This window comes from Anabaena sp. UHCC 0204 (assembly GCF_009711975.1).
Classification (GTDB): Bacteria; Cyanobacteriota; Cyanobacteriia; order Cyanobacteriales; family Nostocaceae; genus Dolichospermum.
Map to the genome: position 1 here is coordinate 1 of NZ_VIKW01000043.1, position 24,164 is coordinate 24,164.

Annotated in this window: 25 protein-coding genes and 2 pseudogenes; 7 read left to right on the forward strand and 20 right to left on the reverse strand. The window is 37.3% G+C overall.

Going from position 1 to position 24,164, the window contains the following annotated elements; all coding sequences use genetic code 11:
- Positions 1-1,579 (reverse strand): annotated as a pseudogene (locus FJR04_RS22305) (hypothetical protein); the annotation flags it as partial.
- Positions 1,580-1,738: 159 nt separating this feature from the next.
- On the opposite strand from FJR04_RS22305, the gene FJR04_RS22310 reads away from it, so the two are divergent.
- Together FJR04_RS22310 and FJR04_RS22315 are read left to right on the forward strand one after the other, a co-directional pair.
- On the forward strand, positions 1,739-2,398 hold the full coding sequence (locus FJR04_RS22310) for an exonuclease (protein WP_168498934.1): 660 nt from the start codon (positions 1,739-1,741) through the stop codon (positions 2,396-2,398).
- 282 nt (positions 2,399-2,680) lie between these two features.
- Positions 2,681-3,097, forward strand: a complete 417-nt coding sequence (locus FJR04_RS22315; RefSeq protein ID WP_168498936.1) for a DUF29 family protein — start codon at positions 2,681-2,683, stop codon at positions 3,095-3,097.
- A gap of 155 nt (positions 3,098-3,252) precedes the next feature.
- Here the strand turns inward: FJR04_RS22315 and FJR04_RS22320 are convergent, their stop codons facing one another.
- From FJR04_RS22320 to FJR04_RS22335, 4 genes are all read right to left on the reverse strand, one after another.
- Entirely contained in the window at positions 3,253-3,684 is a 432-nt protein-coding gene (locus FJR04_RS22320; protein WP_168498938.1) for a type II toxin-antitoxin system VapC family toxin, read from the reverse strand.
- A gap of 5 nt (positions 3,685-3,689) precedes the next feature.
- Positions 3,690-3,992 carry a hypothetical protein gene (locus FJR04_RS22325; protein ID WP_168498940.1) on the reverse strand — a complete coding sequence of 101 codons (303 nt, stop codon included), beginning with the start codon at positions 3,990-3,992 and terminating at the stop codon, positions 3,690-3,692.
- A gap of 142 nt (positions 3,993-4,134) precedes the next feature.
- Positions 4,135-5,682 carry a mercuric reductase gene (locus tag FJR04_RS22330; RefSeq protein WP_168498942.1) on the reverse strand — a complete coding sequence of 516 codons (1,548 nt, stop codon included), beginning with the start codon at positions 5,680-5,682 and terminating at the stop codon, positions 4,135-4,137.
- A 170-nt stretch (positions 5,683-5,852) separates the two neighbouring features.
- Positions 5,853-6,566, reverse strand: a complete 714-nt coding sequence (locus tag FJR04_RS22335) for a TIGR04283 family arsenosugar biosynthesis glycosyltransferase (protein ID WP_168498993.1) — start codon at positions 6,564-6,566, stop codon at positions 5,853-5,855.
- Positions 6,567-6,646: 80 nt separating this feature from the next.
- Here FJR04_RS22335 and FJR04_RS22340 point away from each other — a divergent pair, with 80 nt between their 5' ends.
- The gene (locus FJR04_RS22340; protein ID WP_168498944.1) at positions 6,647-7,654 is read left to right on the forward strand and encodes a sodium:calcium antiporter; all 1,008 of its coding nucleotides are present in this window, start codon (positions 6,647-6,649) and stop codon (positions 7,652-7,654) included.
- On the opposite strand, the gene FJR04_RS22345 is transcribed toward FJR04_RS22340, so the two are convergent.
- Positions 7,651-7,887, reverse strand: a complete 237-nt coding sequence (locus FJR04_RS22345; RefSeq protein ID WP_168498946.1) for a DUF6737 family protein — start codon at positions 7,885-7,887, stop codon at positions 7,651-7,653. The two genes, FJR04_RS22340 and FJR04_RS22345, sit on opposite strands and share 4 nt — an antisense overlap.
- 93 nt (positions 7,888-7,980) lie before the next feature.
- Positions 7,981-8,433, reverse strand: coding sequence for a hypothetical protein (locus tag FJR04_RS22350; RefSeq protein WP_254445348.1), 453 nt, complete (start codon positions 8,431-8,433; stop codon positions 7,981-7,983).
- Between the two features lie 236 nt (positions 8,434-8,669).
- Between FJR04_RS22350 and FJR04_RS22355 the strand changes: the two genes are divergently transcribed.
- Together FJR04_RS22355 and cysE are read left to right on the forward strand one after the other, a co-directional pair.
- Positions 8,670-9,158: a hypothetical protein gene (locus tag FJR04_RS22355; protein WP_168498948.1), complete on the forward strand. Its 489-nt coding sequence runs from the start codon at positions 8,670-8,672 to the stop codon at positions 9,156-9,158.
- Positions 9,159-9,275: 117 nt separating this feature from the next.
- Positions 9,276-10,028, forward strand: coding sequence for a serine O-acetyltransferase (cysE, locus tag FJR04_RS22360; protein WP_168498950.1), 753 nt, complete (start codon positions 9,276-9,278; stop codon positions 10,026-10,028).
- Positions 10,029-10,069: 41 nt separating this feature from the next.
- Here cysE and FJR04_RS22365 read toward each other — a convergent pair whose 3' ends face one another.
- From FJR04_RS22365 to FJR04_RS22420, 12 genes and pseudogenes are all read right to left on the reverse strand, one after another.
- On the reverse strand, positions 10,070-11,059 hold the full coding sequence (locus FJR04_RS22365; protein ID WP_168498952.1) for a PRC-barrel domain-containing protein: 990 nt from the start codon (positions 11,057-11,059) through the stop codon (positions 10,070-10,072).
- Between the two features lie 108 nt (positions 11,060-11,167).
- Positions 11,168-11,547, reverse strand: a pseudogene (locus FJR04_RS26715) (hypothetical protein); the annotation flags it as partial.
- Between the two features lie 75 nt (positions 11,548-11,622).
- On the reverse strand, positions 11,623-13,173 hold the full coding sequence (gene bchB, locus FJR04_RS22375; protein WP_168498954.1) for a ferredoxin:protochlorophyllide reductase (ATP-dependent) subunit B: 1,551 nt from the start codon (positions 13,171-13,173) through the stop codon (positions 11,623-11,625).
- A 358-nt stretch (positions 13,174-13,531) separates the two neighbouring features.
- A complete protein-coding gene (locus FJR04_RS22380) occupies positions 13,532-15,166 on the reverse strand; it encodes a DNA methyltransferase (protein WP_168498956.1) in 1,635 nt (544 codons plus the stop codon).
- A 157-nt stretch (positions 15,167-15,323) separates the two neighbouring features.
- Positions 15,324-17,306 carry a primary-amine oxidase gene (locus tag FJR04_RS22385; protein WP_168498958.1) on the reverse strand — a complete coding sequence of 661 codons (1,983 nt, stop codon included), beginning with the start codon at positions 17,304-17,306 and terminating at the stop codon, positions 15,324-15,326.
- A gap of 149 nt (positions 17,307-17,455) precedes the next feature.
- The gene (locus FJR04_RS22390) at positions 17,456-17,980 is read right to left on the reverse strand and encodes a tetratricopeptide repeat protein (protein ID WP_168498960.1); all 525 of its coding nucleotides are present in this window, start codon (positions 17,978-17,980) and stop codon (positions 17,456-17,458) included.
- 69 nt (positions 17,981-18,049) lie between these two features.
- Entirely contained in the window at positions 18,050-18,835 is a 786-nt protein-coding gene (locus tag FJR04_RS22395) for a transporter substrate-binding domain-containing protein (RefSeq protein WP_168498962.1), read from the reverse strand.
- A 111-nt stretch (positions 18,836-18,946) separates the two neighbouring features.
- A complete protein-coding gene (gene rplT, locus FJR04_RS22400) occupies positions 18,947-19,303 on the reverse strand; it encodes a 50S ribosomal protein L20 (RefSeq protein WP_168498964.1) in 357 nt (118 codons plus the stop codon).
- Between the two features lie 20 nt (positions 19,304-19,323).
- On the reverse strand, positions 19,324-19,521 hold the full coding sequence (gene rpmI / locus FJR04_RS22405; protein WP_071992743.1) for a 50S ribosomal protein L35: 198 nt from the start codon (positions 19,519-19,521) through the stop codon (positions 19,324-19,326).
- 193 nt (positions 19,522-19,714) lie between these two features.
- Positions 19,715-19,894, reverse strand: a complete 180-nt coding sequence (locus tag FJR04_RS22410; RefSeq protein ID WP_168498966.1) for a PCP reductase family protein — start codon at positions 19,892-19,894, stop codon at positions 19,715-19,717.
- Between the two features lie 201 nt (positions 19,895-20,095).
- Entirely contained in the window at positions 20,096-20,809 is a 714-nt protein-coding gene (locus tag FJR04_RS22415) for a hypothetical protein (protein ID WP_168498968.1), read from the reverse strand.
- 68 nt (positions 20,810-20,877) lie between these two features.
- Positions 20,878-22,125, reverse strand: a complete 1,248-nt coding sequence (locus FJR04_RS22420; RefSeq protein ID WP_168498970.1) for an FGGY-family carbohydrate kinase — start codon at positions 22,123-22,125, stop codon at positions 20,878-20,880.
- A 220-nt stretch (positions 22,126-22,345) separates the two neighbouring features.
- Between FJR04_RS22420 and psaM the strand changes: the two genes are divergently transcribed.
- Both psaM and FJR04_RS22430 read left to right on the forward strand, forming a co-directional pair.
- Entirely contained in the window at positions 22,346-22,441 is a 96-nt protein-coding gene (gene psaM / locus FJR04_RS22425; RefSeq protein WP_027404816.1) for a photosystem I reaction center subunit XII, read from the forward strand.
- Between the two features lie 250 nt (positions 22,442-22,691).
- Positions 22,692-23,102 carry a hypothetical protein gene (locus FJR04_RS22430; RefSeq protein WP_168498972.1) on the forward strand — a complete coding sequence of 137 codons (411 nt, stop codon included), beginning with the start codon at positions 22,692-22,694 and terminating at the stop codon, positions 23,100-23,102.
- A gap of 190 nt (positions 23,103-23,292) precedes the next feature.
- Here the strand turns inward: FJR04_RS22430 and FJR04_RS22435 are convergent, their stop codons facing one another.
- A complete protein-coding gene (locus FJR04_RS22435; RefSeq protein ID WP_168498974.1) occupies positions 23,293-24,003 on the reverse strand; it encodes a tetratricopeptide repeat protein in 711 nt (236 codons plus the stop codon).
- Positions 24,004-24,164 lie beyond the last annotated feature (161 nt).

Consider the following 24,164-nt stretch of genomic DNA (forward strand, 5'->3'; position numbering starts at 1 on the left):
ATTGATTATTATAAATAATATTTACATCTTCATTATCTATTTTAACAGCCTCTTTCTCGATGAAATCATCTGCGCCTTTTAGAAGAAAATAAAAATTTTTATCAAGTTTAGATGCAAGTTCATAATAATGAATTCTTTTGTTTAAATATGATAGATTTAAATTTTCACACCTGTAAATTAGATAGCTCAAATAGAAAGCACAAAACGCTGATTTTTTATAATCTTTTGACAAAAGTAGAAGTTTTTGATTTATCCATTCTAGCCAAGATTGTATTTGTGGACTATCTGCAATTTTATTATCTATTTCTTCTTTTATAAGTAATAAATAATTATCAAAATTTTTATCAAGTAAATTAAATCTTTCTATCGCAGCTATGCGAATAACTGGATGTAAATAATAACCTTCATCACGCTGTTTAATTAAACATCTTGAGAATAAATCATCAATAAACCTCTTTCGTCTATTCTTAGGTACATTCCAAAGTAAACAATCTAACCATATCTCTGGTAAGTAAATATCCTGGTTAGGATAAATCCCCAAACGACATAGTAAATTATAAGCCTGTAAATTATCATTTTTGAGTTTATCAAACTGAGATTTTACAAGTTGTTCTAAAGAACGATGTCTTAATAAGTCCTCACTATTATCTTCCCAGTAGGTTTTTAAATTTCCATCTGCTTCATTTAAAATATCAGCAGCAAGCAAAGACATAGCCTCAGCATTACCGCCATAATTTTGCCAGATTGCAGTTAAAGAATCATTATCTATTATTATTTCTTGGCTTTCAAAATATTCTTTCCATGTTTTTTCACTTAATCCATCTAAATCATAATTATAAAAAGTTAGCAACCTGAAAATTTTATGCTCATAAATCTGCTCACGACTTGTAATAATGGTAGTTCCTTGAATATTTTGATCAGCAAGTGCTTCCAATAAATCTACATAATTTTGATGTAGTTCTATAAATTCACCATTTTTTAGTGCAGGCTCAAGATTATCAATTAAAATACCGATTTTTTGGTTCTGTAATTGGATTTTAAACTGTTCCAGCATTGTCATGAAATTTTCTAATGGTGGAACTTGAAAATAATCTTTTAATTTTAGACTTACCCAATCTTGTACTGATTGGATATTTTGAGATGTTGTTCCTACATTAAGTTTTAAATAATCTAAACCTTGAATTTTAAACCAATTTTCAGCCAAGGTTGTTTTACCAATTCCACCCTCAGCTTTAATTAAAATAACTTTTTTACCTTCATTAACTAGGTTCTTGATATTTGCTATATCTTCCTCACGTCCTAAAAAATTAGGATCTTTAAATATAGTATTTTCAATTTCCTCTATTTCAGTTTCGGTTGCTGGTATATCAACAATATTTTGCCAGTCTAAACCTAGTTTTGTGCAAATTTCCTCAAAATTCAAGCGTTCAATTGGTATCTGACGAAAGAAATTAGTAACAGTTGAACGAGAAAAGCCTAAATCTCTAGCTAAGGCTGTTTTATTTAAGCTATTACTTTGCAAAGCTTTTTCTGCTTTTTCGATACCTTTTATAGATGCAGTAAGCGATCGCCCAGTCATATTTTAACCACAGAACTTTTAATTATTGTAGCTGGAGTATTGTCAAAAGTCATACACTTTCATACACAAAGTCATACACCCTAGACAACTTACTCAGACGCTATCTCAGACACCAACACTCGAAGCTAGTTGATGTAGTCACTCAACACGCACAAAGTTATGAAATCTACCTACATCAACAGCCAATGCTACTACCGAGGTAATAACGGCGTTCTCCTTCCTGCTGTTACCACAGTTCTCAAAGCCACACAAACCCAAGAGTCCCGAAATGGACTTTACTATTGGCGGAAAAAAGTTGGAAATGCAGAAGCAAATCGTATTGCTAATCATAGTCGTAATCGGGGAAATGCTTTACATAAAATGGTTCAGCACCATTTCCAAACTAACTCACTGCAACCTATAAACAACTCTATTCAACCTTATTGGGATAGCATTCAACCTTTATTTAAACATCTTAGCGATGTGCAACTGGTTGAGCAAGTTGTCCCTAACTATATGGAAACTTACGCAGGTAAAGTTGATTTTGTGGCGCGTTATCAAGGTGTTCCCCACGTCGTTGAATGGACAACAGCCGAAGAACCAAAGGGAAAACTAGAAAAGCTTTATGATAAACCTTTACAGCTAACTGCTTATACTGGTGCAATTAATAGACAATATCAAACTAATCTATTTGGTGATAAAATTAATCATGCTTTAATTGTTGTGGCTTTACCTGATCAAGAAGCAGAAGTTTTTCAGTTTGATCGCACAAAGTTAGTTTATCACTGGAATCAATGGTTGAATAGATTGCAAAACTTCCAATCTGTAGCTGCGGCGTGATGCGTGCGTTCTTGGTAGCGTCTCGTATCCCTTACGAGACCGAAGGAATAGAGATAGCGCAACTTAGCGATCGCTCATACTCTAGCAGAAATCGGCAAAACCGGCACAACTACCATTATCGGTGCGGGTGATTCTGTAACCTCTGTAAAAAAGCTTAGTAGTGCAGCACCAATTGAAAAGTATTGAAAATAATCAATAGTACAGTATTCTTAATCTTGAGAAAGAAATTAAATGGTTTGAGAGCTATGCTAGAAATAGCAAACTTCAAGGAAAGAGCAAATTATGGAAGAATTACTAGAACTCAGGGAATTAGTAGTTTCTGGCAACCTAGAAGCGGCTCTATCTTTAATTGATGAATTGGAAGAAATGAGCAAAGAAGATAAAATTAATAAAATTTATAGTTATTGTATAGTGCTTTTAGTTCATTTAATTAAACAACAGGCAGAAAAAAGGACAACTCCTTATTGGGATGTTTCCATTCGCAATGCTACTGACGCAATTAATCGGATCAATAAACGCCGAAAAGCTGGAGGATATTACATGAACAAAAAAGAAATAGAAGAAATTTTATTAGAAGCTTATAATCGAGCATTAGATAATGCAGCTTTAGAAACCTTTGGTGGAATTTATGATGGAGCAACCTTAAGAAATATGGTAGAGCAAAAATTAATTATCAAACAGGCTTTAAATTTAATTTAATATTAAATTACAGATATTTCTATCGGTGGTGCTGCTAGTTTGGAGTTGTTGGAAGGTAAGGTTTTACCTGGTATTGCAGCTTTAGATGAAGCATAATTAATAGGAATGAAGGATGAAGTTTTTGGCTTTGTCTTTAATTCAATCCAACTTTATATTTACATTATATTTACAGTCCAATCTTCCATTTTTAAATCAGGAACTTTGATAAAATCTTGGTAATTTTGAGTGACTAAAATTGCATCATTAACTAATGCTATGGCAGCTATTCTTAAATCTTGTGTACCTATATTGATTTTTTGCTGACGCAGTTTTTTAAAACATTCGCAGCATTCTTGATTAAATTCCAATAAATTCACACTACAGAAATAACGTTGAGTCACTTGCAAATTTTGGTAAGCAATTGGTAACAATTCTGGTTTAGTAGCAGATTTACTAATAACTGCTAATCTACCTTTTAATTGTTCTTCCAGGGTAACAGTTGTAATAAATATATTGTTAATTCCCACAACTTTGGCGCGTTGAGCAATATTAGAATTTCCGTGTTGAGAAAGAGTCACAATATTAGTATCAAGAATATATCTGCTCACGCTGTTTAGTTCTCCTCTAAAGAAACTTCATAAACAGCTATTTCTGCATCTAATTCACGGCGATTTTTAGCCATTTCTTCAACAAACTCATCAAAAAGTGGATCGTCTTTGAAAATACCATTAAATTGAACAAAAGGATTAGACGTTTCAATATATTCTGGCAAAATGTCTATGTTTTGAACATTCTCAGTTTGTTCTATTTTGTGATCTTTATCAAGATTAATCTGATTAATTTTTTCGTCAACAAGTCTATTGATCAATGATTCTAAATCCTGTAAAGTCATTCCGGCAATAGATTGGTTTAGCATACTTAATCAAACTCCAGTAGTAATATTAATTTCTTTTAAGCTAGAATTTAACTAAACTGAGCTTCATTGTAGCATACATTGGATGATGCGTAATTAATAGGGTGAAGGATGAAGTTTAATTCCCCAATCCCTCATTCCTAATTTAAGAAAACTTTCTTAAAAATCCTAACAATTGCTTATTTCCTGATGTGAGTAGAGTCTTGCGGTAAGTATCTGCGGCTTTTTTAATCGCTTCTGCTTGAGTTGGGTAAGGATGAATAACACTACTAAGTTTATTAAGACCAATTTTATTGACAATAGCGGTGGTAATTTCAGAAATCATCTCACCAGCATGATTGGCAACTATGGTTGCACCGAGGATTTGATCTGATCCTTTTTTGTGATGAATTTTCAAAAAACCAGATTCTTCATGATCAGCGATCGCTCGATCTATACTTCTAAAAGGAATCTTAATAGTTTCTATTTCTATACCTAATTTTTTCGCCTCATTTTCATACATTCCCACATGGGCAATTTCTGGACTGGTATATGTTACCCAAGGCATCACTAAACTACTTAGTTGAGATCGTCCCCAACCAAAAGGCGAAAGTAGGGCATTTTTAATCACAATTCGCGCCGCAGCATCTGCCGCATGGGTAAATTTCCAATCCATGCAGATATCACCAGCGGCGTAAATTTTAGGATTTGTGGTTTGCAAATAATCATTCACTTTTACCCCCAAAGTTTGATCATATTCTACTCCCACTGTTTCTAAATTCAAATTTTCCACATTTGGCGCACGTCCTGCACCAACTAAAATTTCATCTACTGTAACCGAATCGCGATCGCTATTCACAGAAAAATATAGCCGTTTTCCTTCTGTAACTGTGACTACTTCTTCTAACTGACAATTCAGCACCAAACGAATCCCTTCATCAATCAAAACTTTTTGCAGAATTGTTGCTGCTTCTGTATCTTCCTTATTTAAAATATGTGAACCACGATGAAATAATGTTACCTCACAACCTAACCGTTGAAATGTCTGTGCCAACTCACAGCCAATTGGACCGCCGCCAATAACTGCTAACTTTTTCGGTTTTTGAATTAAAGAAAAAACCGTTTCATTAGTTAAATAACCTACCTCTTCAATGCCTCGAATTTTTGGTTTAGCAGCCCTAGCACCAGTAGCAATTACAGCTTTTTTAAAATTCAAGGTTTGTTCGGCAACTTCTACAGTATTATTGCTGGTAAATTTACCATCCCCTAAAAAAACATCAACTCCTAAATTTTTAAATCTTTCGACTGAATCCTGATGACTAATACTAGCTCTAATGCGCCGCATTCTACCCATCACTGTGGCGAAATCAACATCAAATTGCTGGGAAATATTAATACCTAAATCCTTCGCTTTCCTGATTTCTTCAACTACACGGGACGAACGAATTAAACATTTAGAAGGGATACAACCAACATTTAAACAATCTCCTCCCATGAGATGTTTTTCAATTAATGCTATTTTCAAACCTAAATCCAAACCCGCAGCCCCCGCAGCTACAACTAAACCCGCAGTTCCTCCACCAATTATTACCAAATCATAACAATCGGCAGGTTGGGGATTAATCCAGTTATCTGGATGAACATTCTTGAGTAATTTTTGATTATACTCATCCATGGGACGAATTGTAACTCTTGTAAATTCTGAAGTTGGCATTAGTATTCCCTCTGAATTGTCAAGGATAAAGTATATTTTGATTCTGTTATCTTTACTTATAAATACATGATTATCAAAAAGTTGTCGGTTTTATATTTAACAAATTCCCTAAAATTATAGATTCCTGTTCTCAAGCAATATCTATTTTTGCAAAAATGAAAGTTAAAATTCTAGACTTTTTTCTGCCGATACCAATTACGAATGCGATTTGGAGAAACACCCAAAAAATAAGCAATCACAATAATTTGATTTAAAATAGTAGTTTGTAAAATTCCTTTATTTAACCATCTCCGAGGAGAGGTAATTACAGGTGTTGGTAATAAATAAATTTTTCCCAGAGATTTTAATTTTCTCATCAGTTCAAAATCTTCCATAATCGGCATTTCTGGGAAATTACCAACTGTTTGGAATACCTCCTTAGTTAGAAAAATCGCTTGATCACCATAGGGCATTTGCCAAAGGTGCGATCGCCATTTTACCCCCCATTCCACCAAACGCAATCCCCAATTAGGTGCATCTATCCGCAAAGCAAACGCACCAGCAACAATTCCCGGTTTTGCTAACGTCGTCCGAATCATCTGCTCAAAATTTGTCGGTAAGCGAGTATCCGCATGGAGAAACAGCAGAATTTCCCCACTAGCAACTTCAGCACCAGCATTCATTTGATTAGCACGTCCGGGAGGAGAAATAATTACTTTGACATCTAAAAATTTAGCTATGGATAATGTTTCATCTTCTGAACCACCATCAACTATAATTATTTCTACATTGGTACTAGATTGAATACTACTAACTGCTTCTTTAAGATTATCCGCTTCATTGAGAGTCGGAATAATAATAGAAATTTGAACCGGGTTACGATTTTGATTTATAATTTCTGTCATCATCACTAAAAGAATTTTAAACAAACAAGAAAATGTGAAAATTTTGTTCCACATCCAACGATATTGAAACCAACATAACTATGCTACTTCTTCAAGTTATTATCTGTATTGCCTTAGTAATTTTTATCGGTTCAAAGCTTTCCCAAAGTGCCGATATCTTAGCAGAAAAAACCGGACTAGGACGGACTTGGGTCGGGACAATCCTCTTAGCAGGTGTCACATCTTTGCCTGAATTAGCTACAGGAACAAGTGCCATAGTGATGTTTAACTCCCCAGACTTAGCTGTAGGGGGCATCTTAGGCAGTTGTCTCTTTAATTTACTCATTTTGGCATTACTCGATATTTACAACGGTCCTGACCCCGTGCTACAGCGAGCGCAAATTAGTCATGGATTAGCAGCTAGTTTGGGCTGTGCCATGCTAGGTGTAACTGCTGGGGGAATACTCGTCGCCAAAACAGAAATAAATTTAACTATCGGATGGGTGGGGATTCCCAGTATCATACTATTCTTGCTCTACTTTTTGAGCGCCCGTATGATTGCTAAATTTGAGATAAAACGCCGCGCACAAGTGCTAGAGGAAGAAATTGAGGCTTTTCAATACCGACATATTACCTCAAAACAAGCATATCTGAAGTTTATTTTCCTCTCAGTAATGATTGTAATTTTAGGTATATGGCTGGCGTATTTAGGTGATCAAGTTGCAGCGGTAACTGGACTGGGGGAAAGCTTTATTGGTGCAATTCTCTTAGCTACAGCTACTTCACTACCGGAAGTAGTTGCATCCTTAGCTGCTGTCCGACTCAATGCCGTTGATTTAGCCGTATCCAACGTTTTCGGCTCTAATATCACTAATTTAGCCATTCTAGGCTTTTATGATTTTGTGTATTTACAAGGTAGTCTCTGGTTAAATATCAGTCAGATACATATATTTACTACCATTCTAGCTATGATTATGACTTCAGTCGCAATTACTGGGCTGATTTACCACGCCGTCAGCGGTTCACGAATGTACATTACTTGGGATGGATTAACTCTGATTGCTCTCTATGTTAGTGGGATGTATGTGATTTATCGGAATATATTTTAAGGATGCTTTTCTACATTATCTAAAACGCCACTACGAATCATCATCTGTGGCCAAATTAATAGAAAAAACCCCATCCAAATTAATAACGGAATAGAGACTAAAACTGTCAGCCAAAAAGTTTTAAATATTAACCAACTACCACTAATTAATGTCACAGATGTGAGGATAATTGACCAAGGTTGACACCACCAAGGTTTATATTTCCAAGGGCTAACTGTTTCTTGTTCAGACATTTTTATGTTAAAAATTTGATGTTTATGAATGCAGGAGTGAAAAGAAAGCAAAAACGCAAAGCAAGGATTTAAAAAATTTGATTGATTGTAGGTTTACCTACCATCAGGATTCCATTTATCTAGAGATATGTATTGATTTTGGACTAAATCTAAAGCCTCTACCACACCGCTGGGATTCGATACACGAAACCAATAAATCGGACTAGTCGTTTTATCAGAGTGATTCTCAATTACGCTAACTACATAGTAAGGTTCATCAGCGGTAGGATAACTATCAATCCTTGATGAAACCCGAATACTTCCTCTGGATAGTCGCTGAATTTCGCGGGCTTTCCGCTGCACTTTTGGTAAACTCCAAACTAAATCTAGAGCTTTTTTTTCATCGAGTATTGTAGTTGAATTAGATACAATTAATACCTGCTCAGGTGGATTATTAAAACTTTGATCAATGGTTGAATGTCCTACTAACATAACTATGAATGAAGCCATTAAAGGCTGATAGTTTACTTTTTCGTTTACTTTTTCGCTCAAGTTACCTCTCGGCATTTTTATTAACCTCCATAAAAACCTAATTACTTACAGCATTTATTTTACATTGGCTGTATATCAGTATTATACCAGATGTGATCCCCATGATAAAAATAGTATCCCAATATCACATTACAAATTAAAAAACTGTTATTTAGGTCACATTTTTCTGTGGCACAGATACCATTAAGTGATAATTTTTCAAGTAAAATTAGTATACATGATCACTTTTATTGCCTGTGGGAGGGCTAATTATGCAAGAGCGTCATCTCCGGCTTCAGTCTCAATTAGGATGGTTTTTGACTCTAATTACATCTATGATGGCTACATCTGTCTTGGCAGAAACAGCCAATTTTGGTAGTTTGAAATTATCACCAGGTTTTGCAGCGTCCCAAGGAACAACTTCTGGATATACAGGTGGTGCTTATTCCTTATCTGCTATCAGCAATCGTGACCTCGATAAAAATCTCTGTATCGGCTTTGCTGACCCTAATCCTGATCACATCCTCGTTTTAGAGAAAGATTTTGACAACCTGAAAATCTTAGTGAACAGTGGTGGTAATGATACAACTTTACTGATCAAAGGACCAGATGATCAAACAATCCGTTGCGGTGATGATACTGGTCGAAGCAAAGATGCTAGTGTGAGCAATAAGAAATGGAGACAAGGCACATATCACATTTGGGTAGGTATGTTTGATCAAGGCGTAAAACGCAACTATGTATTAACGGTGCAGCAATAGAAACAATCCCTCTTTTTTCGTTACTACTACGTTTATTTTTTAATTGCTTAACCCCAATTACCAAGTCACGATAAGATGAGATAGTAGCTTGTTGTGCTATCCAAGGGTACTATCTCGATGTTTTCTAGACTCCGTGCCGACTTTCGCATTATCTTTGAACGTGACCCCGCTGCCCGCAATTGGTTAGAGGTTTTGTTCTGCTATCCTGGTTTGCAAGCCCTAATTTTCCACCGCTTTGCTCACGGGTTGCGTAGTATTCGTATTCCTTTTTTCCCCCGATTAATTTCTCATATTGCTCGGTTTTTAACTGGTATTGAAATTCACCCAGGGGCGGTGATTGGTCAAGGAGTATTTATTGATCACGGAATGGGAGTGGTCATTGGAGAGACAGCTATTATCGGAGATTATGCCCTAATTTACCAAGGTGTCACCCTGGGGGGTACTGGTAAAGAAAGCGGTAAACGTCACCCCACATTAGGCGAAAATGTCGTTGTTGGTGCTGGGGCAAAAGTTTTAGGAAATATCGAAATTGGTGATAATGTCCGCATTGGCGCTGGTTCAGTGGTATTGAGAGATGTACCATCTAGTTGTACAGTTGTCGGTGTACCTGGACGTATTATTTACCGTTCTGGAGTCCGGGTTGCGCCTCTAGAACACAGCAACTTACCAGACTCAGAAGCTCAAGTAATTCGCACTTTAGTTGACCGCATTGAAGCACTAGAAGAGCAAATTCAAGCTCTCCAAACTCCGGAAAGGACTTCAGTTTTAGCAGGTACATTCATTCACAAAGATGAATTACCAAAAGAACACAACTTTTGCAATATCCGAGATAAGAAGATCCAGGAATTCTTTGATGGTGCAGGGATTTAATAAGAATCCCCGTCTCTCTAGAGCGGGGATTGTCAAAAAACTTAATATCCACCTTCTTCTTCGTATTCCACTTGTCTTTCCTTGACCTTTTTGGGAATATTGACTGGTTTGGGTGCATCATCCCAAGCATCACCGTCTAGATCATCATCATAGTCATCATAATCGTCAGCGTAAGTCTTTTTAGCAGGCTTGGGTTCGTATCTGGGTGCTTCTTGGTAACTATCTCTTACTGTTGCCTCACTCCAGTTATCTTCTTCGTCTTCTTCGTACTGAATTGACTCGTAGGAACGAGCTTTCATCACTTGGCGCTGGGGTCTTTCTTCTTCTATGTAGTCTTCAGTCCATTCTTCTTCTTGGTCTATGGGTTCAGGAATTCGGACTTTTGGCCGGGGTACTTGGAGAGGAACACCACTAGGTAGCTGATTGCTGGGTGCAACTGTCCGGGGGGCGCTATAGCCAAATTCTTCTTCTGTGTCTCTTTCCCAAGGGGCTTTACCAATACCCAGCCGTTCTAAAACGCCTACGGTTAACTGGTTTACTCTTTCTTCAGCACCTTCAAAAACAATTAACCGACTAGGACCTGTGCTGACAACTTCATCTATGGACAGTTCGTAGGTACTCAAAAACTGGTCAGGAATTTGGGGTAATCCCAAGGAGGCAATGACTATGGAGTATATTTTACCCGTTTCGCCATTAAATTTGAAGCCTCTCACTTTACCTAAAACTTCCCCAGTTTCAGTGATAACTTCCCAGTTCATGAGGTTGCTGAGAATCTCTACTTCCACGTCATCAATGACATCTTCGTTATCAACTAAGATGACATCACCGATTTGGTTAATGGTGTTGAGATACATATTGCGAGGCAGACTAGATATAGAGATCAGGCTGTCTCGCAAACTAAGCGCCACCACTTCTCTTTGATCAACATCAACCCAGATTTGACTCACGATACCTAACCGCTTGCCATTATCGCGGGTGATCACTTGAGTGTTTAATATATCGGAACGTCTAATTACTTGTTCAGAGGTCATTCTATAGGTCGTCCTGTTCACTTAGCGTGCCGTAGGCAATCTCGAATCTGGTTTATGTATAAACTATTTTTAACAGAAACTTGACAATTACCAATTGTCAATTGTTAATTACCTGTCACCTGTTGTCTCTAACTTAATACCCAAAACTTGAGTATGCGTCCTTCTGGCTTGAGTTACGCCAATTGTGCGCTGTACTGATTCTATCATTAGACGGCGCAAACTCACAACATAAACTGGGCTTGTTCTGTCTGTTGTTTCATCATTCTAGCTAATCGTTCCCCGTTTGACCCATCTAAAAATATATCAACTTTATCAAAGGCGTAAAATGGAGATGGATGGCAGCTTCGGAGTAATTGTAGGGCGACCAGAGGGGAAGGGAGCAGGGGGAGCAAGCCCTTCCTCTCTGCGCGGAACGAAGCGGAGCATGGGTAAGAAGCCCCGCCCTTCCAGGGCGCTCGGCTGGGGCGGGGTACAAGCTTTGTCCCAGTCTCTCCCCCCTGCTCCCCACTCCCTGCTCTCCTGCTTCTTTTGACCACTCACCCTTATCATCTAACCCCGCAAACTTACGCCCCTACAGACTCCTTGGCTGCATACAAGACTTCAGCCGAGATATCTTTAAAACCACGCTCACGGGCAAACTTTTCGGTATTTCGCTTCACTTTTCCGCGCACAAAACCAGGAATTTTATTCAATTCTGCTTGTCCATCTTTTGTCCAATTCAAACCAGATTCTGCGGAAATTCCTTTGGTAATTACTTCTTTTGTATCGTGTCCACCAAAGATTTCTAATAAGTGATCTTCCATTCCCAATGTGAAGGAATTGTAGATTAAATCTGTGATTTGATTTGTGCCTTCATAACCCATAAATGGTTTGTAACCAATTGGGAAATTCTGAACGTGAATAGGTGCTGCAATTACACCGCAAGGAATATCTAAACGTTTACCAACGTGACGTTCCATCTGTGTACCAAATATAGCAGAAGGTTCAACGCGAGCGATCGCATCCCCAATTTCACCATGATCATCTGTAATTAATACTTCATCGCAATATTCGCTCACCTGTTCTCTAAACCAGTCAGCATCATACTTGCAATAAGTACCAGCCCAAACAACGTGAATACCCATTTCCCGCGATAGAATCTTCGTTAAAGCTGCCGCATGGGTATTATCACCAAATACTACCGCTTTCTTCCCAGTCAAGTTCTGACAGTCAATAGAACGGGAGAACCAAGCAGCTTGGGATACGTGCAGAGTTTGTTCATTAATGAAGTCTTCGTAATTAACTTCAGCGCCTTTTGTAGTGAGCGAAGTCGAACTATGGGCGTTAATCACCTGTTGAATTTTGCGGATACATCTGGCAGTTTCTACAACCCCCATAGGTGTAATATCTACGTAAGGTGTACCAAATTCTTCTTCTAAATATTTAGCCGTAGTTAACCCCAGTTCCCGATAGGGAATTAAGTTAAACCAAGCTTGAGGCAGATTTTTTAACTCGTGAACCAAAGCACCTTCAGGAATTACAGTATTTATCTCAATTCCCAAATCAGCCATTAACCGTTTCAGTTCAGTGATATCGTGGTTATTGTGGAAACCCAGAGTAGAAATTCCGATAATGTTAACTGAGGGTTTAGCAGTTTTTCCTGCTGGTAATTCTCCCCGTTTCCGAGCTTTCTCAATGTAATATTGAACAATTTGTTGTAAAGTGCGGTCTGCGGCTTGTAATTCGTTGTAGCGGTAATGGTTCACATCCGCCAGCATTACGTCCCCTTTCGCTTCCAACTGCGCCCTTTCCACAAAGTTATGTAAGTCTTCTTGGAGAATGCTAGAGGTGCAGGTAGGGGTTAAAACGATTAAATCGGGGTGTTCCTCAGCATCTTTGCGAGTGATATTGTCTACTACTTTTTCTTGAGAACCACGGGCTAAAACGTTTCTATCAACCACGCTAGTTGTGACTGGGGTGAAATCTCTCTCCCGCGATAGCATAGAACGCATGACGTTAAAGTAATCATCACCGAGGGGCGCGTGCATGATTGCATGAACATTTTTAAATGAACTAGCAATTCGTAAAGTGCCAATGTGGGCGGGTCCTGAATACATCCAGTAAGCTAATTTCATCTAGTCTTCTTCCTTGACAACGTAAATAACTATGAGTGCGTTTATTAAATTGGATTGTCGCAAAAGTTTCGACTAGAAAAGAATAAGGTTTTTTAAGGCTTTATTGGGTGATAAATTGCTCAAACCATTTTACTGATTGGGGTTGAGCCTTCTATTTAAACAACATGAGTATTGTTTAAGTAAATAACTCTTAATAATTTGACAAATATTTGTATCAATTTTTGTAGATAAATGTTGTTTTACTGATGATTTTATAGTGACATACTCCACACGCTCCCATTATGGTTTTGGCACGCTTGCACTAATAGAGTAAGTGTGAGTATCTGGGAAACTATTTATTGAAGACATTAACTGAGCCTTAAGAAAAAAGGTCTAGTTGTGTTTGTTGAACTTCCGTTTGTTTTTCAGCAGATTTCATCACTTCTAGAGTCAGAAGAATATCTAAACGTTTTTGTTCTTCGATGATTTCCTGTACGGTGACAATACGAATTGTATCTACAGGTTGACTCATATAGCGGCTTTTATAAATTCCTGCTTCTTTAGCAGTTTTAATCATCTCTTTAGTAGGTGGTTTGAGAGTAATAAAAACCCCTAATGCTGCACCTGTGAGAGTAATTGTCCCTTGTAAATCTCGAATATCTCCAGATTTAACATTACCTGATTTTACCTGTAAAATAATCTTTTCTGGTTCATCTTGATCTCCTGTGAAATAAGCAATCCCATCAATACCTTTATCAGCACCTTTCTTTTGATTAATGGTGGCACGATTATTAGAATAGGTTAAAACTGCCCATTTTTCAAATTCTTTACGGGTACGATCATCTTTTTTCAATGCTAAAGCTTCCGCCGATTTCATATCTTTAGGAATACCACTAATATTAATAGTATCTAACACTCCTTTACCCAAAGATTCTTCTAATCTCTTGAGAATTAAACCAATGCTTTGATAGGTAATATCAATTCCAACCCACTGACGATTTAGTTTTTGTGAGACAGCTACTGTTGTTCCACAACCACAATAAGCATCCAATATTATATCACCTTCGTTGCTACTAGCTTTGATGATTCTTTCTAGTAGAGATTCAGGTTTTTGTGTGGGATATCCTAATAGTTCTTTATGCCAAGAACGCAAAGCTTCTATATCATTCCAAGCATCTTGAACAGGTAATCCTTTACTTTCATCTAAATATCTTTTGATCCTAGCAACACGATTTTTAGTATAATAAATTTTACCTTCTGCATCAAGTTTTTCCATTGTTGTTTTTGGACATCTCCACAATTTTGTAACTCCATTCCATTCATATTGATAACCACCACCAGCTAAACCAGCAGCACTTAAATTATCAGACATCCATTTTCTACCATCTTCATCCTGATATCTGTAATATTTATCAATATAGTTTTGCTCATATTTTTGATATACTTGATTCCATGTGATTTTTAAACTTTTAGTATAGTAAAAAATTACATCATGAACGCTGCCATATTTACTGGAATCACTATGACCTGATGTCCGTTTCCAGACAATTTCATTTTTAAAATCCCCACCCTGTGAACAAAAAATAGCATCTAAAATAGTTTTTAAATAATGAGAAGCACTTGGATCACAATGCAGATAGAAACTACCTGTAGATTTCAAAACTCTGTGAATTTCAGCAACCCGCAAAGTCATACTCACCAAGTATGCTAACAGGCTTCCTTTTCCTAGAACTTTTGTTAAACCAGAAATCAGATCAATACTTTGAGATGTAAAATGACCTAGATAATTTTCTTGAATTTCTACTAAACCTTGATTGGCGTGATTATCCCATGTCCATGTATCTATAAAAGCCTGAGCTTGTGTTTGATCTTCTTTGCCGATATTATTATAAATTTGGTTATAATTACGTTTAGAATTAAATGGGGGATCAATATAGCAAAGATCAACAGTTTCATCTTTAATATGTTTCCGTAATACTTCTAAATTATCCCCATAAAATAGCTGATTTACCATAATTATTACCTCCAAAAGTAATATCATTCTACACTTTGGCTTAAATTATACAGTACATTTAATTAATCATCTGGGATTGTAGTAAAGTTTAATATTTTTTATAATTTAGGCAGAGTTTCACATATTGCATTACCTGTCAGAGACAGGTAACGAGAATTTACTCACCCAAATTAATTGCGGGATTCCTATTAAAAAATCCCCTGGGCATCAATTTAAAACCAACGCGGTGAGTTGGCATTACTGGCCAGTCTTCTGGACGAGGAACATGAGTTATTCCCATTGTGTACCAGACAACTAAATCTTCATTATTTACAGATTCATTATCAGCAATATATTTTGGTAAACCTTCTCCCATTTTTGTTTGATTGGGATAATCGCCACCTGCGTACATTTCACTGGATTTATATTTTGTTGCCCAAAAGTGATGAGTTGCAAAACCAGCTTTTTTCCGAATATTTGCACCTTCCACAGCATACAAAATTGTATTTCCACCTGGTGTTAACATATATGCGGGAGGAACACCTAAATTATTCTCTTTCTCTGCACTAGTAATCATCCATTCTCGACTATGTTTAATATCTAAATCACGCACGGCAGCTTTTTCGGTTTTTAGTAGTGTATCTTCTACAGTTATCACGTTTCCTAACGGATTTTTATCACCCATTGGTAAGGCTTCAACATTCATTTCCATGACAGAATTAGCTTGTCCGTCTATATCTAAATCTAAGCGATAGTTAAAAAAGTGTTGGTGATTTACTCCAAAGATATTTTTAGCTAATAATCTACCAAAAGACTTATTTTCAGTTTGTTTTGTGTTTGCTGTTCCCTGGGGTAAGTCAATACCTGTTAACTCATTTTCTACTTCTAACGTACCATCTTGACGAAATATCCAATTGATACTGTAATCATAATTATCAATTGTTGTAATCATTTTCATGACTAATTCACGATTACGACGGATATAATTTTTTTGAGTTTTGTATTCAAAATGTTTCCAAAGGATACCGTTATCTCTTTCATAAATCCCAATTAATCCTGGTATAGTGAAAGCTTCTCCTTCAGTATTAGCAAAAACTGTATTTAGTAAAACGCCATTTTCAGGAATTTCTTTACCTAATTCTAATTGATTTGCGAGTAAGCCTAGATTATATTCTCCTACATCAAAGGCATTACGAAATGACCAATTTGGGTGAGAATCGCCATAAGGAACTGCCATTTCTGAGAGACTACCACGATATAAAATCGATCTGTCTTTTTCACCATCATTGTATTTAACAAGATATAAAACTAGCCCTTCACGGGGGTGCATTAAGTAACGGAATTTCCAACCTTGCCAACTAATTTCATGATCTTGAATTGTGAAAGTTGTACCTTCTGGTTGATTAATCTTTAAGGGTTTTGGTGGTGCAATTAGGCGATTAAAAGCATTAATATCATAATCCCAATTTTCTTGAGAAAAAGGAACTATACCGTTATCAACAAAACTATCAACTTCACCTTTATTTAAATTGACTGTGACTAAAACACCTTCTATGGGACGAGCATAAAAATTCCAATGTTTACCTTGATAATAAGATAATGCTCGACAAATCCGATTACCAGATTTAGCTTCTTGATTGTTGAGTATTCCTGCTCCCCAGCAACTAATTTCTACATCATTAAAATCTTTAATTCCGCGTTTCTGCATGGCTTTCTGCCAACGCAAATCTGATTTTACTACTTCCCTAGCTATGTCATAATCTGGGGCTAGAATAGCAGGTTGCACGTGGGGTATTTCTTGCCAGGAAGTGAGGTTTTGAGTATTTAAGTTAACTGTTCCTGTGAAGGTTTTGTTCAATTCTCTTTCATAAACTTGCAAAAAAACCTGGCGTTGAAATGATTGACCAGGTGTAAAATTTAAGACTTCTTTTTTATCAGGTTCTTGCAAGGCAATTATGGGAAAAATTGCGGTTTCACTCAAGGTTTTTTTCTGTTTGAGTATGGTAACGGCTGTATTAATTTCTGTCTCTGTTAAGGGGTTGAGGGGATGAGAAATTACTGATTCCTGGGCGGAGACAATGTTAGGAAATGCTATAAAGATGTTAATGCAAATAATAATGGTAATAGTCAACTGGTAAAAAAAATTTAGCCTCTTAATCATGTTGCACATTTTTGTAAAAAGTACATTTATTGATTCCTCAACTAGAGATGAGAAACCGTAAGATTAAGAGGCTAATTTTCATCAAAATCATCCTAATTTAAATATGTATTATTGAGAAGTAGAGACGTTCCATGGAACGTCTCTACAAATTAGATAGAAACTAAGCGACGCAAAGATTCAGCCCGACGTTTAGCAACAGCATTATTGGGTGCTAATTTGAGTGTTGCTTCATACATTTCTAAAGCTTGAGCATTCAATTTTTTCTTTTCGTAAGCGTGTCCAAGATTATTGAGAGCTGATACATAATCTGGGTTCAATTTGATGGCTTCTTTGTACTGACGAATTGCTAAGTCATATTGCTCTTGAGCAAAGTAAACATATCCTAAACCGTTGTAAATGGGAGCTACAGCGTCTTCTCCCTCTTCTTCGGCTGCTTTTAGAGCTTTTTGAAATAACGGTATGGATTGACTAAATACTTGTTTTTCTGAATAGATACTAGCTAATTCATAATATTCTTGAGCCGTACCTTTTTCTTTAGTTAATTTGGTTTTCAATTTACTCAGGGAGTTTTCCAGTCTGCGGGTTTTGAATACTTGACGAAAAACACTTACACCTGCAAATGCAAGTAAACCAACAAAAATTGAGAGATAAATGACGACTAAATTGCTATCCATTTTCTACAAATACAAAATATTAAAATACTCTATCTATTATCAGTTATTAGGTTGTATATGATTCACTAATTACTGTAATCCCCAATATTCTATCCGTTCTTTTAGCCAACCTGTAACTGTATAACGAGCGATCGCTTCATTCACTTTCCTTCTTAATTCATCATACTGCAATCCTTTGGGCATGACTACAGATAATGGTTCTGCTGATAGTTTAGTTGGCAATATGCGATACTGAGGATATGCTTGCACTAAACCACTAAGAACGCTAAAATCCGCCGCAAAAGCATCTGCTTGATTACTTTCTATTTTTTCCCGTCCTTGGGCATAAGAGTTTACACTAACTAATTCAGAATTAGGTATAAAGTATTTCAAGTAGGGAATAGTGCTAGAGTAGTTAATAACCGCTATTTTGCGTTTCCCTAAATCTTTTAGTTCCTGAATTGATGTGTTTTTTGTAACTACTGCTGCACCATCATAATAGTAAGGAACACTGAAGCTAACGATGCGAGAACGTGATTCTGTGGCTGTGACTCTGGCGATCGCTAAATCAACTTGCTGATTAAAGACTACAGGTAAGCGATCGCTGTTAGCTACTGGTTGCAATTTTACAGCGTCACTTTTACCCAACAAATCATTTGCTAATTGCTTGGCTAAATCAATTTCTAAGCCTTGCAAATTGCCTTGATCATCCCTAAATCCTAACGGACGAAAGTTATCCTTAACTGCCACATTTAAGTAGCCTCGCTGCTGAATTTCCGCCATTGTTGCGGCAGATGCAGTTAAGTTCGCGCTGAGAAAAAATAGACAAAAAATCAAAGACAAGGTAGCGGATAATACCAGATGTAACTTATTCATAATAGACTTTCGTTTTGCTCCAATTAAAAACTCAAAAAGGTTTTTTTATTTTTAATTTTGAATTCTCCGAAGAGGCCATCTGTTACATCCGTTATTCATCCGTTGCCACCTTTATCCGTTAACTGAGTTTGCCAGTTCTGCAATTTTAGCGAAGCTTGCAGGATCAAGAATTGCCATTTGTGCCAACATTTTGCGGTTTAGTTCCACATTGGCCTTTTTCAAATTACCAATCAAGCGGCTGTAGCTTAAGCCATGTTGTCTAGAAGCTGCGTTAATCCGTGCTATCCACAGACGACGGAAATCACGTTTCTTCTTTTTGCGATCGCGGTAAGCACTGCGAAGCGCCTTCATTACCTGCTGGTTAGCGGTTCTAAACAAAGTTGAGTGAGAACCACGAAAACCTTTAGCTAATTTGAGAATTTTATTGCGGCGTTTACGAGCTACATTACCGCGTTTTACCCGAGTCATATCTTACTACCTGTGATCTTTTACAAATATGGAAGCATTAAACGCACGTTAGGTTCGTCCCGTTCATGAACAACTGCCATTTTTGACATATTGCTTTTTTTGCTAGAGGATTTATGCTCTAACAGGTGGTTTTTGAACGGTTTACGGCGGACGATTTTACCGCTACCGGTGGCGCGGAATCTCTTCGCCGCTGCCTTGCGAGTCTTTAATTTAGGCATGGTATGGCTTTAATTCAACACAATCTATAATTATATATGAGAAAATGAAAATTGTACGCACCATTTTCAGTATTGGGTTTTGGTGATTGGTAATTGGTGATATCTGACGCACCATACCAATGTGTCAGTTACGTAAGTCCTGAGTAAAATTGGATGATTTTTAGAGAAAATAGTAAAAAACCATTTTGATCAATTAATCATATTTTTTATTGAACTGTTTCTTTGCCTGTTCGTAAATTTCGATAGTGATAGGAGAAAGATTATTCTCCTGAGCATAAGTTTCAATCTTTTTACGAGCAAAAGGACGGACAAAAAAAGGAATGTCTTTGAGTTTCGCTTCTGCCTCAGCAGTCCATTTAATTGGTTCACTCATTGATTTTTGGGTGTTAACTTTGATGATTTACGGTTATAAAATTGGGTTATTCAGCCTATAGGGTGATTCCCATTTAAGTGAGGTACACCGAAGCAAGAATTAACCGCAGATAGAAGATGATTGACGCAGATAAACGCAGATAAATTTGTACATTGGTAGGCTAGGAAACGCTATAACTATATACTCATTATCATGACATTTTTACTTCCTCACAGCGGTTTTAGTGACTTGAGGATCTAAAACGATGCTTGAGCCTGTTATATCTACATGATAAGTCCAGAATTGGCTTTTGACTTTCACAATCACTTCCCAACCTTCAATAGGATCAAATATTTGGGCGCAGACTTCACCAAAGCCAAATGTACAGCGGTTACTAAAAGTTTTCTGTGTTGATTGAGTAATTTTCAGGGCATTTACTGCTAAACCAGAACGTTTAGAAGCGTCACTCAAAACGGCATTAGCGATTTTTTTCGGTAATTTATTAGTGTTGATTTTCGGATCTAGGAGAATTTGTGAACCGGATTTATTAACATGATAAGTCCAGGCTTGTTCTTTAACTTGGACAATGACTCTCCAACCGGGAATAGGGTTATATTCTTTTGTGCAAATTTCCCCAAATTTGAACATACAGGGATTGCCAAAGTTGGTAGCTGTGACTTGAGTAATTTGCAAATTATTGATTTTTAACCCAGAAAGTCTAGAAGCATTTCTTAAAACTTTTCGCTCAATAGATTTGGGTAAAACATTTTGGTTTAACCGTCTCTGTTCTGGATTCTTCGCATTTGCAGAGGTACTATTTTCATTCACACCTAAACTACAAGAAAACAGGCTGGTAATGATTAAAAACACAACCAGGATTTGCGGAAAACTACGGTTAATAGACATTTGAGAAAATAGCTTGGTAATTAATTTCATGATGATGTAAATTAATAATTGAATTATTTGAACTGCTTAGACTGGAATAAACTAAATTGAATTTTTAACTAATTTATTCCCCTTGCTAAAAGTGCCGTTCCATAAGCTGCTTCTGTATTACTTGATGAAACAATTGGTACTTTTAAATAACGTTGGCGAATGGCTGTCCAAGTGGAATTAGCTGCACCACCACCGGCTGTATAAATATTAGTTAATGGATCTGCGCCTAATTGTTGTAATAGTTCATATCCTCGCGTTTCTATTCTAGCCATACTTTCTAATAAACCATGTAGAAATTCTTGGGGACTATCGGGACGTGGTTCTAGTTGTGGCAATAGTTGGGGATCATTAATGGGAAAGCGATCGCCTGGTTTTAATAATGGATAATAATCTAACTCACTAGCTTGAGTGGGATCAATTTCGGCACTTAATCTCACTAACTCTACATCACTGAAAAATTGCTTTAAAACAGCACCACCAGTATTGGAAGCACCACCAGTCAACCACAAATCTCCTAAACGATGGCTGTAAATCCCATATCGCGCATCTTCGATTTTATGACGACTTAAAAGTTTTAACACCAAAGTTGAACCAAGGGAAGTTACCGCTTCTCCCGGAAATTTAGCGCCACTAGCTAGAAAAGCCGCAATACTATCTGTTGTTCCTGCAACCACCAAACAATCACCTCTAAAGCCAAATTCAGCTACTATCTGGGGACGTAATTCACCAATAGCTGTTCCAGGTGCTAAGACTTGCGGTAACTGGAGGGGAATTTGTAGCTGTTCTAGCCATTCTGGATATTGCAATTTTTCTACGTCATAGCCTAGCTTTAACGCATTGTGGTAATCGCTAATCCCTAATTTTCCATGCAAGAGAAACCCCAGCCAATCGGCTTGATGCAATAAATATCTAGCTTGTCCGAAAGAAGGTAATTGTTGCATCCACAGCAGCTTCGCTAGACTAGATGTAGCACTTAATACCGTGTGGTTAGGTGGTGCAATCCTGCTCAACTGTTCTAAAGCCATTGCCCCCCGATCATCATTGTACAATAGGGGTGCGTCTACTGGCTCTCCAGCCCCATCGGTCAGCAAAATAGTTGAAGAAGTGCCATTAAGAGCGATCGCCCCGATTTCCCCTCTTAACACCCCCGGAATTTGCCCTAGAAGACTCCATAAAGCCTCTTTCCAGCAATCTACCCAATCAATAGTCCCCACCTGCCAAGAATGGCGCATTTCGCACAGAATCCGACCTTCTTCATCAATCACCACACCCCTAGCGCCAGAAGTGCCAAAGTCAATACCGAGTGATAATGTCATAGATTTTAGGTAAGAAGGTGACAGGTGACAGGTTACAGGTGACAGAGAAGAGGCAGGGGCGCAGGGGGCAGGGAAAACTTCTAACAACCGACCACTGACAACTGACAAATCCCCGGTTTTTGTTGCATCTTGTAACAAGATGTTTCCTAATCTTGGCAAAACAGGGAAAAGTAGTAAGCGGAGTGTTGAAAATCTAGTTGAATTTAGGAGGATTTCCACCATGCCTATCTCAGATACTCAAGTTTACATTGCTTTGGTTGTGGCACTAATTCCAGGAATTCTAGCTTGGCGGTTAGCGACAGAACTATACAAATAACACCAACGTAACTCTGTTACAGGTGAACAGGCCTAGTACAAGAAGGTGTAGTTTCTAAATGCTTGTGGTTATCTGCTATGAGGATTTATGAAAATTACACTTTACTTTACTAGGTAATATTTTATTCATCTTCATACTTGTATAAATTTCTGAAAAATGGAGTAATATGGCAGCTAAATCAAGCCGCAATTAGCACCTGTTTGCTTCTGACGGTAATTACCGTAAATTATGCAAGCCTCTTGTTAGCAACATGAACGCGTTCCAACCCTCAAAACCACCTCTACAGCCCGTAGAACAACGCCGGATTACACCACGACCTAAACGACATTTACGCCAACGTGCTTATCAGGTAATGGCACTAGAAACTACCGCTAAAGTAGCAGTTAATATAGTTATTAGTGCAGCAGCAGTATCTGCTTTAGTACAATTATTGCCTTATCATTGGTCACAACAGGATAAGTTGCGAGAAGTACGTACCGAAGTCAAAGTTATGGAAGGGCGTGTCCAGAATTTGCAGACAGAATTTAGCCGCAACTTTGATCCCAGCCAGGCTAAAAGTATTATGCAACAAAAATCATACCGCTTTGACCCTAGTCAGCGTCCAGTTATCTTGATGAATCCAGATCAGACTGTAACGAAACAACCTGATTTAGCACCATAAAAGTGCAAAAAATATATTAATCATCATGGTTTTTAGGGTCACTACCAAATGATGTAAATTTTTGTTTACTGATAAAATTCCAGTTTCTACTCAGTTTTAATCGTTAAATCTACTAAATTAGGGTTAGTGGTCAGTTGTCAGGAGTATGGCTTACGCCACGCTGCGCTATCAGAAAGAAGAATTAGAAGCATTAGTCTTCAAAAAATAGTAATTCGTTTAACCAATTTTCTATTTGTAACCGTAAACGATAACCGGAGACATTTTGACTACTCAAAGCTGGTAATTCTGTGAGGGCGCGACGATAATCAGCGATCGCACAATTCCAATCGCCCCAAAGATGATAAGTCCGTCCACGTTCAGCCCAAATGTTGCCTTTTAATTGATCAAATAGGAGAGCAATTTCTAAATTTTCGATAGCTTCAGCATATTCTCCCAAGTCCCGTAAAGTAATACTCCGATTAATCCAAGCCCGGACATGATGGGGGTTTAAATCCAATGCTTGTTCGTAATCAGCCAAGGCTGCGTTTAACTGCCCACAAGCAGCGTAATAATTAGCCCGGTTATTGTAGGCACTAGCTAACTTAGAATTTAAATTTAGGGCTTTGTTATAATCACAGATAGCTTTTTGGCTATCACCACTTTGAAAATAAATCAGCCCCCGGTTATTGTAATCAACAGCGTTTTCAGGATGATGGTCAATGAGATGACTTAAAAGAGCGATCGCTTTGCTGTAATCCCCTTGTTGTGCTAACTTCAAAGCACAAGAGCGGAGATAACGTTCTTCTAGCATTAATTCATTACTATCCTGTAACCCCGTAAATTGATAACAAGGATTGTTCTGATCAAAAACAGAGATTTGATTGTTTTGTATACCAGAATTTAAAAAAGAGTGCTTATCCATACTTTGCCTATGTGATTTACTTAGTTTGTTAAATAAAGTTACAGTTTTTGTGTCCTGATGACTCTAGGATGATTGAAGAAGGTGATTTTCACCTCTTTAAACAAGGCCAGTCATAAACCTATTAATGTATACTTCATACCCAAGTCCAATTCCTGAATCAG